Source organism: Streptomyces sp. NPDC048659 (assembly GCF_040650575.1).
Classification (GTDB): domain Bacteria; phylum Actinomycetota; class Actinomycetes; order Streptomycetales; family Streptomycetaceae; genus Streptomyces.
This window is the reverse complement of record NZ_JBEZHM010000001.1, coordinates 14,486-27,565: the sequence shown is the minus strand read 5'-3', so window position 1 is coordinate 27,565 and position 13,080 is coordinate 14,486. Positions and strand designations below refer to the sequence as shown.

The 13,080-nt window shown below is 74.5% G+C and carries 10 protein-coding genes; 6 read left to right on the top strand and 4 right to left on the bottom strand.

The features are described 5' to 3' along the window. Nucleotides 1-296 precede the first annotated feature (296 nt). The 6 genes from AB0C99_RS00125 (at nucleotide 297) to AB0C99_RS00100 (ending at nucleotide 8,387) form a co-directional block, all read left to right on the top strand. Nucleotides 297-1,952 (top strand): protein kinase, encoded by a 1,656-nt coding sequence (locus AB0C99_RS00125; RefSeq protein WP_362467584.1) that lies wholly within the window; start codon nucleotides 297-299, stop codon nucleotides 1,950-1,952. 375 nt (nucleotides 1,953-2,327) lie between these two features. Beyond that, nucleotides 2,328-3,029, top strand: coding sequence for a hypothetical protein (locus AB0C99_RS00120; RefSeq protein WP_362467582.1), 702 nt, complete (start codon nucleotides 2,328-2,330; stop codon nucleotides 3,027-3,029). 106 nt (nucleotides 3,030-3,135) lie between these two features. Then, a complete protein-coding gene (locus AB0C99_RS00115) occupies nucleotides 3,136-3,819 on the top strand; it encodes a PadR family transcriptional regulator (protein ID WP_362467580.1) in 684 nt (227 codons plus the stop codon). A gap of 292 nt (nucleotides 3,820-4,111) precedes the next feature. Beyond that, on the top strand, nucleotides 4,112-4,846 hold the full coding sequence (locus AB0C99_RS00110) for an ABC transporter ATP-binding protein (RefSeq protein ID WP_362467578.1): 735 nt from the start codon (nucleotides 4,112-4,114) through the stop codon (nucleotides 4,844-4,846). Then, nucleotides 4,843-7,707, top strand: a complete 2,865-nt coding sequence (locus AB0C99_RS00105) for an FtsX-like permease family protein (protein ID WP_362467576.1) — start codon at nucleotides 4,843-4,845, stop codon at nucleotides 7,705-7,707. Before AB0C99_RS00110 ends, AB0C99_RS00105 begins: the two co-directional genes overlap by 4 nt. A gap of 128 nt (nucleotides 7,708-7,835) precedes the next feature. Continuing rightward, nucleotides 7,836-8,387, top strand: coding sequence for a bacterial proteasome activator family protein (locus AB0C99_RS00100; protein WP_362467574.1), 552 nt, complete (start codon nucleotides 7,836-7,838; stop codon nucleotides 8,385-8,387). A 137-nt stretch (nucleotides 8,388-8,524) separates the two neighbouring features. Here the strand turns inward: AB0C99_RS00100 and AB0C99_RS00095 are convergent, their stop codons facing one another. The 4 genes from AB0C99_RS00095 to AB0C99_RS00080 form a co-directional block, all read right to left on the bottom strand. Further along, entirely contained in the window at nucleotides 8,525-9,511 is a 987-nt protein-coding gene (locus AB0C99_RS00095; protein WP_362467572.1) for an NAD(P)H-quinone oxidoreductase, read from the bottom strand. Between the two features lie 80 nt (nucleotides 9,512-9,591). Beyond that, the gene (locus tag AB0C99_RS00090) at nucleotides 9,592-10,677 is read right to left on the bottom strand and encodes a potassium channel family protein (protein WP_362467570.1); all 1,086 of its coding nucleotides are present in this window, start codon (nucleotides 10,675-10,677) and stop codon (nucleotides 9,592-9,594) included. Next, nucleotides 10,674-12,014, bottom strand: coding sequence for a molybdopterin molybdotransferase MoeA (locus AB0C99_RS00085; protein WP_362467569.1), 1,341 nt, complete (start codon nucleotides 12,012-12,014; stop codon nucleotides 10,674-10,676). The genes AB0C99_RS00090 and AB0C99_RS00085 overlap by 4 nt, the downstream gene beginning before the upstream one ends. Further along, complete coding sequence (locus AB0C99_RS00080) at nucleotides 12,011-13,030, bottom strand: DUF6457 domain-containing protein (RefSeq protein WP_362467567.1); 1,020 nt, start codon at nucleotides 13,028-13,030, stop codon at nucleotides 12,011-12,013. Before AB0C99_RS00080 ends, AB0C99_RS00085 begins: the two co-directional genes overlap by 4 nt. Nucleotides 13,031-13,080: the final 50 nt, after the last annotated feature.

The window sequence follows — 13,080 nt, the reverse complement described above, 5'->3', positions numbered from 1 at the left end:
GTCGTCTCTGGTGCCGTGTCCAGTCGTCACGCTACAGGCTCCGTACGACATCACGGTCCGCGATGAACGGGCCATCCAACTCCCCACGCATACACCTGTGCAAATTCCGTGCCGTTCCTGTCACGCCCCCGTCACGCTCCCGGGACGACGGCGCCCGGAAGACCACGGAGGGTCGCGGAGGGTCACGGAACGGGTACCGAACCCGCGCCCGGCTTGACGTGTCACCGCCCTCGGGCAGACTTGGCCGGGAAAATCCGGGATCAGCGCCGCCACGCGCGCGTAGGGGGAAGCACGAGATGAGCCAGGACGGCGCACAGGGCCGCTATGCGGGCGGTTCGGTCGCGGGCGGCCGGTACCAGCTTCGCGACCTGCTCGGCGAGGGCGGCATGGCGTCGGTGTACCTGGCGTACGACAGCGCCCTGGACCGCCAGGTCGCCATCAAGACGCTGCACACCGAGCTCGGCCGCGAACAGTCGTTCCGCGAACGGTTCCGGCGCGAGGCGCAGGCGGTCGCGAAGCTGTCCCACACCAACATCGTCTCGGTCTTCGACACCGGCGAGGACACCCTCGACGGCGCCGTCATGCCGTACATCGTCATGGAGTACGTGGAGGGGCAGCCGCTCGGCTCGGTGCTCGCCGCGGACGTGCGGCAGTACGGCGCGATGCCGGCCGACAAGGCGCTGAAGGTCACCGGCGACGTGCTCGCCGCGCTGGAGACCAGCCACGAAATGGGCCTGGTCCACCGGGACATCAAGCCGGGCAACGTGATGATGACCAAGCGCGGCGTGGTCAAGGTCATGGACTTCGGCATCGCGCGCGCCATGCAGTCCGGGGTCACCTCGATGACCCAGACCGGCATGGTCGTCGGCACCCCGCAGTACCTCTCCCCCGAACAGGCCCTGGGCCGCGCCGTCGACGCCCGCTCCGACCTGTACTCGGTCGGCATCATGCTCTTCCAGCTGCTGACCGGGCGGCTGCCGTTCGACGCGGACTCGCCGCTCGCCATCGCCTACGCGCACGTCCAGGAGGAGCCGGTCGCACCGTCCTCCGTGAACCGCGCGGTGACCCCGGCGATGGACGCGCTGGTCGCCCGCGCCCTCAAGAAGAACCCGAACGAGCGCTTCCCCAGCGCCGCCGCCATGCGCGACGAGTGCCTGCGGGTGCTGTCCGCCGGGCAGACCGGGGCGCCGGTGATCGTCGCGGGCGGTCCGGTGCAGAGCGGTGCGGGCGTCGGCTCCGCCGTCTTCCCGCCGGTCGGCCAGACCCCGCCGCCCTCGACGCACGGCGTCCAGACCCCGTACCAGCCCACCCCGCAGCCGGGCCCCTACGGCGTACCGACCCCGGCGCCCGCGCCCTCGTACGGCTACCCCCCGCAGCAGGTCCCGACCCCGCCGCCCGTCTACCAGACGCCCCCGCCCGTCTACCAGGCCCAGGCGCCCGCCCCCGGCCCGTACGGGGTGCCGCCGCAGGCGCCTGTGACCATGGCCGGGACCGGGACCGGCGGCGGCTCCTCGTCGAACCGCTCGAAGCTCGCCCTCGGCGCGCTCGCGCTGCTCGTGGTCGCCGGCGTGATCACCGGGATCTCCCTCTACAACCGCGAGCCCTCGGACCCGCCCACCGCGAACGGTCCCAGCCAGGGCACCAGCAGCGCCCCCGGCCACAAGGGGCCGGACCTCACGAAGACCATCGCCACGAAGAAGTGCACGGAGCCGACCGAGTCGAGCAGCGACCCGAGCATGATCGTGGTGCCGGACCTCACCTACAAGAACATCCAGTCGGTGAAGGACTGCATCCAGGCCGCCGGCTGGAAGATCAAGTCCGAGTCCCCGTACGACGAGGCGACCTACGGCGAGGGCACGGTCATCACCCAGTACCCGCGCCAGGGCACGGACATCAAGCCGGAGGACGCGAACTTCGAACTCCAGGTCTCCACGGGCAGCCTGCCGCAGTAGGCGGGCAGCCGTAAGCGGGCGGCCCGCCGCGGTTACGCAGCCTGCCGCAGGAGGAAAACGCGCTCCCGCGCGGAGGGCGCTTCGGCCCCGTCCGGATGCTCCGGGATGCCGGGTCCGTCCCGTCATGTGACGCTGAGTCGACGGACACGGCGGCTCGGCACGGGAGGGGGTCACCCGGTGACTCCAGCACTCCGCACGGCACGGACACGGGCGCTCGGCCCGGTCCTCGCCTGCTGTCTCACGGCGTGCGCGGTGCCCTTCGCCGCCCCGGGCGCCGCCTTCGCGTACGGGGGCTACGAGGCCGGGATCAGCGCGGGAAGCGGCGAGAGCGGACCGGGGCGCGGCGTCGGTGGGGCTGCGGGGACATCCGGGGCTGTGAGTACCGCCGGGACCGCCGTCGGGCACGGTGGGGCGCGCGGCACGGCCGCCGCCGGAAGCCCGGGGTCCGCCGGGGCGCCGGCCCGGAGCGAGCCGCCCCGGGGAGCCGCGCCGGACGCCGCGACCGGTGCCGCCGGCGCGAGCGGCGCCGCCGGGACGACCGGGACGACCCCGCCGTCCGCCGCCACCGTCCTCCCGCGCCCCTCGGCCACCGGGGACGGGACCGGGACCGGCACGGCGGCCACCTCCACATCCACCTCCGCGCCCGCGAGCACAGGCGCCCCGTCCTCGGCGACCGCCACCCGCGCGCCCGAGGGGCGGCCCGCCCCGAGCGGCGCCGCCTCGCTCGCCGGGCGCCCGGCGGGCGAGGGGCGGGAGCACCCGGGGCGGCCCCCGGAGCCGAGTTCCCCGGCCGCCTCGACGCCCCCGGAGGGCTCGGGAAGCCCTTCGCGTATCAAAACCGCAACAGACGAAACGGCTGAGATGGCGGCCGACGAGGCCGCCGGAGCGGTACTCGGGACGGACGCCGGGGCCGCGAGCGGCTCGGCCGCGGCGCTCCCGGCGGCGGCTCCGAGGATCGGCGCGGAAGCCGTCGCGAACCTGTCCGACCGGCGGATTCCCGTGCTGACGCTGGGAGTCGGGCTGGCCCTGATGGGGCTCGGCATCGGCTTCCTCGGGCTGCGGATGCGGCGCCGCTGACCCCCGCCCCGCCCGCCGCCGGGGCCCGGGTCCTCCTTGAGTCGGACCCGCGAGGTCCCTCTCAGGACGCTTGTCGGCTCGGGCATACCCGGTATACATACTGAGTATGTCGATCCGCCACGGGCTCCTCGCCCTCCTCGAACGCGGCCCTCGCTACGGCTCGCAGCTCCGTACGGAGTTCGAGTCCCGCACGGGCTCCACCTGGCCGCTCAACGTCGGCCAGGTCTACACGACCCTGGCCCGCCTGGAGCGGGACGGGATGGTCGGGCAGGACGGCGAGGACGGCGCGGGGCACGCGCTCTACGCGATCACCGACAAGGGCCGCGGCGAGCTGCGCACCTGGTTCGAGAAGCCCGTGGACCGCACCAGCCCCGCCCGCGACGAACTCGCCATCAAGCTGGCGATGGCCGTCGGCGCGCCCGGGGTCGACATCCGCAACGTCATCCAGTCCCAGCGCCGGCACACCGTGAAGGCGATGCAGGACTACACCCGGCTCAAGGCGCAGGCCATCACCGCCGTCGAGAGCGGGGGAGCGCGCGAGCGCGACGACGTCGCCTGGCTGCTCGTCCTGGAGCAGCTGATCTTCCAGACCGAGGCGGAGGCCCGCTGGCTGGACCACTGCGAGGCACGCCTGATCCGGCTGTCGGCGGTCGCCGCCGCGGCCGGTTCGGGCGCCTCCGGCGGACCGGCCGGCCCCGGGGCACCCGGCAGTCATGGGGGGGCCTCAGGGGGCCCGCCACGCGCCGCCACGCCCGCCTCCGCCCTGCCGGGAGCCACGGGGGTCTCGTAACCCGGCAGACCACCGGGTCGCGGCGGGCCCCACGAGGGCCCGGCCGACCCACCCGCCCTACCGAAGTACCGCCCCACCGAAGTACCGGCGTCCCGAAGCACCGCTTCCGACCGCTCCGCAAGCACATCCGACCGACCCAGACCGTACGCACCGGCACCGGCATCCGCGCCGGACCGGGCACCGCCCGCGGCACCGTCCCCGGCACCGGCCCCGCGCCGTCGCCGTACCGCCGCCGGAGCCCGGCCGACGCAGGCCGGCACCTCGCCCGCGTACGCCCGAGGGGGATTCCGCCATGTCCACACAGCAGCCCGTGCTGCGCCTGCAGCAGCTGACCCGCGTCCACGGCGCGGGCGCCACCGAGGTCCACGCCCTGCGCGGCATCGACCTCGATGTCTACCCCGGCGAACTCGTCGCCGTCATGGGCCCGTCCGGCTCCGGCAAGTCGACCCTGCTCACCATCGCCGGCGGCCTCGACGCCCCCACCTCGGGCCAGGTGATCGTCGAGGACACCGACATCACCACCGCGAGCGTCAAGCAGCTCGCGGCCCTGCGCCGCCGCAGCATCGGCTACGTCTTCCAGGACTACAACCTCATCCCGGCGCTCACCGCCGCCGAGAACGTGGCCCTGCCCCGCGAGCTGGACGGCGTCTCCGCCCGCAAGGCCCGCGGCGAGGCCCTCGCCGCGCTCGCCGAGATGGAGCTCGGGCACCTCGCCGACCGCTTCCCCGACGAGATGTCCGGCGGCCAGCAGCAGCGCGTGGCCATCGCCCGCGCGCTCGTCGGCGACCGCCGCCTCGTCCTCGCCGACGAGCCCACCGGCGCCCTCGACTCCGAGACCAGCGAGTCCGTGCTCGCCCTGCTGCGCAGCCGCTGCGACGCCGGTGCCGCCGGCGTCCTGGTCACCCACGAGCCGCGTTTCGCCGCCTGGGCCGACCGGGTCGTCTTCCTGCGCGACGGCGCCGTCGTCGACCAGACCGTACGCAGCGAGGCCGACTCGCTCCTGACCGGCCGGGCGGCACAGCAGTGAACACGTGGCTCCACTCCTGGCGGGCCGCGATCCGCATCGCCCGCCGTGACGCCTGGCGCTCCAAGGGCCGCAGCTTCCTCGTCCTCGCGATGATCGCGCTGCCCATCCTCGGCGTCAGCGCCTTCTCCGTCACCATGCGCAGCTCCGAGCTGCCGCCCGAGCAGAAGGCGGAACGCTCCATAGGCGCCGCCGACGCGCGCTTCAGAGACGCCCGGGTCAGCGGCGTGCCGATCTACCAGGACCCGGCCGGCCAGCAGAGCACCACCGTCAAGGACTACAAGGACGAGCCCTGGCCCGACGGCGGGACCGACGTCCGCACGTCCATCCCGGCCGGTTCCACCGTCCTCACCGACAGCGTCGGCAGCGCCAAGCTGACCACCGCGCACGGGCTGCTGATGACCGAGGTCCGCGAGCTGAAGGCCGCCGACCCCGTCGCCCGTGGCATCATGCGGCTCCAGGAGGGCAGCTTCCCGGAGAAGAACGACGAGATCGCGGCGAGCACGCACTTCCTGGAGACCAGCGGCCTGCACGTCGGCTCCACCCTCACCGCGCGCGGCTTCGACCGCCCGTACCGGATCACCGGCTCCTACGAGCTCCCCAACGAGCTGAAGAAGGACCAGGTCAACGTGCTGCCGGGGGCCTTCCTCGCGCCGTACAACAAGGCCATCGAGAAGGCCGGGATCCACGCGCAGGGCGTCTCCACCACGTATCTGGTGCAGAAGTCCGGTGGTTTCACGTGGAACAACGTCCAGGAGATCAACAAGAAGGGCGTGGTCGTCGAGTCCCGCGCCGTGATCCTGGCCCCGCCCGCCGACTCCGAGGTCCCGCTCTACCAGAAGGACGGCTGGGGCAGCTTCGACACCAGCATGGCCGGCAACGCCACCGTCCTCGCGGCCGTCGCCACCATCGTCGGCCTGGCGATGCTGGAGATCTGCCTGCTCGCCGGTCCCGCCTTCGCGGTCGGCGCCCGCCGCTCGCGCCGCCAGCTCGGGCTCGTCGGCGCCAACGGCGGCGCCCGCAGTCACATCCGGGCCATCGTGCTGAGCGGCGGACTGGTCATCGGCGTCGCCGCGGCGGTCGTCGGCACCGTGCTCGCCCTGATCCTCACCTTCGCGCTCCGGCCGCTGCTGGAGGACGTCATGGGGCAGCGGTTCGGCGGCTTCACCGTCCGGCCGCTCGAACTCCTCGGCATCGCCGGACTGGCGATCCTCACCGGACTGCTGGCCGCGATCGCCCCGGCGATCACCGCCTCCCGGCAGACCGTGCTCGCCTCCCTGACCGGCCGCCGAGGCGTCCGCCGCGCCAGCCGCGTCCTGCCCGTCATCGGCATCATCGCCATCCTGCTCGGCGCGGCCATCGCGCTGTACGGGTCGGTCGTCAGCGACCAGTACGTGATCGTCGCGGGCGGCTCGGCCATCGCCGAGCTCGGCGTGGTCGCCCTGACCCCGGTGCTGGTCGGCCTCTTCGGCCGCATCGGCCGCTGGCTGCCGCTGTCGCCGCGCCTCGCCCTGCGGGACGCCGTGCGCAACCGGGGCCGCACGGCCCCCGCCGTCGCCGCCGTGCTCGCCGCCGTCGCCGGCACCGTCGCCGTCGCCACCTACGCGGCCAGCCAGGACGCCCAGGGGCGGAACGAGTACGAGGCGCGGCTGCCGCACGGCGTCGTCGCCGCGCTCGTCACCGAGGAGGGCGGCCGGGACGTGCCCGCGGTCCGCGAGGCCATCGAGCGCAGCTTCCCCGTGGACGTCCGCGCCGACGTCGCCCGGGTCGCCGTCGGCAAGCCCGGCTGCGAGCCCTGGGGCGGCGGCAAGGGCTGCGGCCGCTTCGAGGTGGTCATTCCGACCGCCAACGAGTGCCCCCTGTGGGCCTTCTCGCCCGACGGCACCGACCCGTCCGAGAAGTTCACCAAGGAGCAGCGCCGCGAGATCGCCTCCAAGGACTGGCGCTGCCAGGCCCTCCCCGGCAGCGGGGTGTACGTCGAGGGCGGTCTGCTGGTCGCCGACGCCGAGATCCTCGGGGTCCTCGGGATCGACGACCCCGGCGCCGCCAAGGCCCTCGCCGAGGGCAAGATGGTCAACTTCCTGAAGACGAACGTCGACAAGAAGACCGGCACCGTCGGCATCCGGCTGATCACCGACCCCGATGCCGCCGACACGGCCGCCCGGAAGAACCAGCCGATCCCGGGCGAGGTCAAGAACCTGACCGCGTACCAGGTGCCCGGCAACCCGCTCACGTACGGCGTGCAGAACATCCTGAGCCCGGCCGCCGCCAAGGCCGCCGGACTGACCACCGTCCCGATGGGCTCTTACTTCACCACCGACCGGCTGCCCGACGGCGAGCAGCGGCAGAAGCTGGACGGCGAGATCGCCAAGCTGGGCAGCAACGTCGACCTCACCCTGGAGGAGGGCTACACCAGCAAGACCAGCCTCGCCCTCCTCGCGCTGACCGTCTTCGCCGGCCTGGTCACCATCGGCGCGGCCGGCATCGCCACCGGGCTCGCCCAGGCGGACGCGGAGGCCGACCTCAAGACGCTCGCCGCGGTCGGTGCCCCGCCTGGGGTCCGCCGTACGCTCAGCGGCTTCCAGTGCGGTGTGGTCGCCGCGATGGGCGTGGTCCTCGGCTCCGCCGCGGGCGTGCTGCCCGCGATCGGGCTGCGGCTCACCGAGCAGCGCGAGCAGCTCGCGTTCTACGAGCAGAATCTCGACATGGGCTGGATGAGCTCGGATACCCCGCCGTACGTGCCGATCGTCGTCCCCTGGGAGACGCTCGCCGCGCTCCTGGTGGCCGTGCCGCTCGGCGCCGCCCTGCTGGCCGCCCTGGTGACCCGCTCCCGCGGCTCCCTGGCCCGCCGGGCCGCCCACTAGGCGGCCCGCCCGACAGCCCCAGGACCCGCACACGCGTTCGTTGCCGGGCCGTGCCCCTGTACGAGGGTGGATCACCCTCGTACAGGGGCACACCGTGTGGTGAGGCATGTGTGCGAGAGAATGGCGGCATGGAGATGCCGAGGAATGACAGGTCGCAGGAGCACCCCCAGGTCCTCATCGTGGGCCAGGACGGGACGGCGCTCGGCGGCGTTCAGGGTGACGACGAATCCCGCGAGGTCCCGGTGACGGAAATGGTCGAACAGCCTGCGAAGGTCATGCGGATCGGCAGCATGATCAAGCAGCTTCTGGAGGAAGTCAGGGCGGCGCCTCTCGACGAGGCCAGCCGCGTCCGGCTCAAGGAGATCCACGCCAGCTCGGTGAAGGAGCTGGAGGACGGTCTCGCACCGGAGCTGGTGGAGGAACTGGAGCGGCTCTCCCTGCCGTTCACCGACGAGGCCATCCCCTCCGACTCGGAGCTCCGGATCGCGCAGGCCCAGCTGGTGGGCTGGCTGGAGGGCCTCTTCCACGGCATCCAGACGGCGCTGTTCGCCCAGCAGATGGCGGCCCGCGCCCAGTTGGAGCAGATGCGCCGCGCGCTCCCGCCCGGCGCCGGCCACGACGATGACGACGACCACGGCCCCGGCCACGGCCGCGCGGTGGGCTCCGGACCGTATCTGTAGGCGGTGGGGGTATCCGCAGCGAGACGACTGCGGAGCGGGGAAGGACGAGGCCCGGCACGGGGAAGGTGCCGGGCCTTTTCGCTGCCCTCGGGCGGGAGCGACGGGCCGGTGGGCCGCCGGTGGCGGGCCCGGTGGGGCTACTTCCCCGGCACGCGGAGCAGGATCTTGCCGACGTGGTCGCTGGACTCGACGGCCCGGTGGGCCGCGGCGGCGTCCGGCAGCGGCACGGTCCGGTCGACGACCGGGGTGACGGTGCCCGCCGCGATCAGCGGCCAGACGTGCTCGCGGACGGCGGCCACGACGGCGGCCTTCTCGCCCGGCGGGCGCGACCGCAGCGTGGTCGCCAGCACGGCCGCGCGCTTGGCCATGAGGGCGCCGAGGTTCAACTCGCCCTTGACGCCGCCCTGGAGCCCGATGACGACGAGCCGGCCGTTGACGGCGAGCGCCCTGACGTTCCGCTCCAGGTACTTCGCGCCGACGATGTCCAGGATGACGTCCGCCCCGGCGCCGTCCGTCGCCTTGCTCAGCTCCTCGACGAAGTCCTGTGCGCGGTAGTCGATGAGGATGTCCGCGCCCAGCTCGGCGCAGCGCGCCAGCTTCTCCGGGCTGCCCGCGGTGACCGCGACCCGCGCGCCGACCGCCTTGGCGAGCTGGATCGCCATGGTGCCGATGCCGCTCGCCCCGCCGTGCACGAGCAGGGTCTCGCCCGGCCGCAGGTGGGCCAGCATGAAGACGTTCGACCAGACCGTGCAGGCCACCTCGGGCAGCGCGGCGGCGGTCACCAGGTCCACGCCCTCGGGCTTCGGGAGCAGCTGCCCGGCCGGGACGGCGACCTTCTCGGCGTAACCGCCGCCGACGAGCAGCGCGCACACCTCGTCGCCGACCGACCAGCCGGAGACCCCGGGCCCGAGCGCGGCGATCCGGCCGGAGCACTCCAGGCCCGGGTACGGGGAGCCGCCGGGCGGCGGGTCGTAGTGGCCCTGCCGCTGGAGCAGGTCGGCGCGGTTGACGGCGCTCGCCGTCACCTCGACGAGCACCTCGCCCTCGGCGGGCACGGGATCGGGCACCTCGGACCAGACCAGCGCCTCGGGCCCGCCGGGTTCCGGAATCGTGATCGCATACATGGCGGCGAGGCTACTCGCGCCGCGAGCGGGACGGGCCGGACAGGCCCCGAACAGGCCCCGGACGGCGAGGCGTACAGGCCCTAGTCGTCGCTCGGGGTGGTGAGCGGGGTGACCGGCGCGGCCCGCACGATGGTGATCACGCGGTCCGTCAGCTGGAGCGGGCTGGCGGCGGGATCGTCGTAACCGAGCAGCCGGTGCCCGCGCAGCACGCTCACCACCAGGTCTTCCGTCTCGCGGACGCTCCGCCCCGCCTCGGCCTTGGTCACCGGGCGTTCCACCAGGTCGAGCCCGGAGCCCTGCTGGATCAGGTCCTCCATCACGGTGCCGGCGCTGGGGCTGAGCACGGACAGGCCGAGCAGCCGTCCGGCGGCGGAGGCGCTGGTGATGACCGCGTCGGCGCCGGACTGGCGCAGCAGCGGCGCGTTCTCCTCCTCGCGGACCGCGGCGACGATCTTCGCCGCGCGGTTGAGCTGACGGGCGGTCAGGGTGACGAGGACGGCGGTGTCGTCGCGCTGGGTGGCGATGACGATCTGACGGGCCCTCTGCACCTCGGCGCGGAGCAGCACATCGCTGCGGGTCGCGTCGCCGATGACGCCGACGAAGCCGTCCGCGTTGGCCGCCTCGATCACCTTGGTCGAGGGATCGACGATCACGATCTGGTCCTTGCGCAGCCCGGTCGCGCACAGCGTCTGGATCGCCGACCGCCCCTTCGTACCGAAGCCGACGATGACGGTGTGATCGCGCAAGGCGGACCTCCAGCGGTTCAGCCGGAACTCCTCGCGGGTCCGCTCCGTGAGGACCTCGAGGGTGGTACCGACCAGGATGATCAGGAAGAGCACGCGCAGCGGCGTGACCAGCAGGATGTTGGCGAGTCGTGCCGAGTCGCTGTACGGGACGATGTCGCCGTACCCGGTGGTGGAGAGGGTGACGGTCGCGTAGTAGACGCAGTCGAGGAAGTCGACGGAGTCGTTGGCGTTGTCGTGGTAGCCGGCCCGGTCGATGTAGACGATGAGGACCGTCACGATCAGCACGCCCAGCGCCATGAGCAGGCGCTTCCCGACCTGCCGCAGCGGCTTCTCGACCACGCGCCGGGGCAGCTTGATCTTGGAACCCGAGACCTTCTCATCGGCCTGGCGGGCCATCACGTCCCGGCTGGGAAGTTTCACGTGAAACACACTCCTTGGGCTCCGCCGCCCGCCCCTTCGACCGACTCGACCTGCCAGGGTAGATCCAGTACCTCCAGCGGCTGCCCGGGGCGTGCCCCTCCGGGCGGCACCACGGCCATGCCGTCGGCGGCGGCGATGCCCCGCAGCATCGCGGGCCCGTTGTAGTGCAGGGGCTCCGCCGCGCCGCCGCGCACGACCACGGGGACGAGCCGGGTGTCGTACGGATGCCCCGGCACCTCCGCGCCGACGGGCAGGCGGCACGGGGCGGAGCCGGCGCCCGGGGCGGCATCCGCGCCCGTGAGCGCGCGCAGCAGCGGCTCGGCCAGCGTGAACAGCCCGGAGACGGCGGCGAGCGGGTTGCCGGGCAGCCCGACGAGGTGGCGGCCGTCCGCCAGCCGGGCCAGCAGCATGGGGTGGCCGGGCCGTACCTTCACGCCGTCGACGAGGAGCGCGGCACCCGCCTTGTCGAGCACGGCGTGGACGTGGTCCACGGGACCGGCCGCCGTGCCGCCGGTGCTGAAGACCACGTCGGCGGCGGACCCGGTGACCGCCGCGTACAGCACCTCGGCGTCGTCGCCGACGTGACGGGTGGCGAGCACCTCCGCGCCGAGGGCCTCGAGCCAGGGGCCGAGCATCGGGCCGAGGGCGTCCCGGATCAGGCCCTCGTGGGGGAGTCCGCCCGCGAGCAGCTCGTCGCCGAGGACCAGCACCTCCACGCGGGGGCGCGGGCGGACGGCCAGCTCGTCGTAGCCGGCCGCGGCGGCCAGCCCGAGGACCGCGGGGGTCACCGCGCACCCGGCGGGCAGCAGCGGGTCGCCGCTGCGGCACTCCTGGCCCCGGGGCCGGATGTCCTGCCCGTGGACGACCTCGCGCAGGGCGTGCAGCTGCCCGGCCTCGTCGGTGCGGGAGTGCTCGGAGCGGACCACGGCGGTCGCCCCGCGCGGGACGCGCGCCCCGGTCGCGATCCGCACGGCGTCGCCGTCGGCCAGCCCGTCGGCCGGGAGGTGCCCGGCGAGGACGGCGCCCTCGGGGTCGGTCCGCCAGGGGCCGGGCCCGGCGACCGCCCAGCCGTCCATGGCCGAGGTGTCGAAGGAGGGCAGGTCGGTGAGGGCGCGCAGGGGCTCGGCCAGCAGCCGCCCGAGGCCCTGCCCGAGCGGCACCCGGACGGGTTCACGCGCGTCCGCCCCGGCCTGCCCGGCCCGGGCCGCGCGGGCGCGGGCCTCGGGCCAGGGGGTGGCGCGGTGCGCCCCGGGGCGGGGGGAGTCCTCGCGGGGCCGGCCGAAGAGGGCGAGGGCGTCCTCCACCCCGTCGTCGGGCAGCCGCTCCCGCATCGTCATCCGGCGGCGTCCTGCTCGGCCGCCCAGCGCTGGGCGAGCGCCGCGGCCTTGCGGGCGGCCTCCGCCACGGCCTCGGGCCCGCCGTCGGCCCGCGCCGCCGCGTACCCGACCAGGAAGGTGGTCAGCGGCGCGGCGGGCCGGGCGACACCGTGGGCGGCGTCGCGGGCGAGGTCGAGCAGCAGGCCCGTGTCGACGTCCAGGTCGAGGCCCAGTTCATCCTTGACTGCGGTGATCCATTCGTCCAGCACAGTCCCATGGTCCCTGATCCGTGCCCGGGCCGCGGCGATGTCCCCCCAGGTGTCGCAGTCGAAGGAGTCCGCACCCTCCGCGACCACCCGTGCGAGCGTCAGCCGTCCGGTCACCAGCCGCAGCGGAAGCCCCGCGAGACCGCCCCGCTCGTCCCGGACCTCCCGGACCGCCCGCGCGAGGGCCCGGACCCGGTACGCCGCCACCAGCGGCTGCTCCCGCCCCTCCCCGTCGACGAACACCGCCCCGTCCCCGGCGCCGTCCCCCACCGCCGCCAGGAGCCGCCCGGCGGCCCCGGGCCCGAAGAACGGCAGATCGGCGGAGAGGACGAGCACGACGGGGTCGGCGGAGGGGGCGCCTGAGAGGGCGTCGATGGTGCCGGCGGAGGGGCCGTCAAAGGAGTCGGTGGAGGAGTCGGTGGAGAGGGCGCGGGAGGCGTCCCCCGCCCGGGCCCCTTCGTCGTACGCGACCCCGTCGGCGGGCTCGTCGAGGGCCCCCCGCACCCGGGGATCCACCTCCGCCAGCCGGCGCAGGCCCGCGTCGAGGGCGGCGAGGGGGCCGCCGCCCGGCGGGTCCTCCCTGGCCCAGGTGACGGGGCGGGCGGTGGTCCGGGGCGCGGCGACGACGACGGTCGTCCCGGCGTCGCGGCAGCCGGCGAGGACCCGGTCGAGCAGGCTCCGCCCGCCGACCCGCACTCCCGGCTTGTCGGCCCCGCCGAGGCGCCGGGCGGCACCGCCGGCCAGCACGAGGGCGTCGTACGCGGTCGTCATCCCAGCAGTATGGTCCGCCGGGACGTGTCCGGGACCCGGCGTGGGGTTGG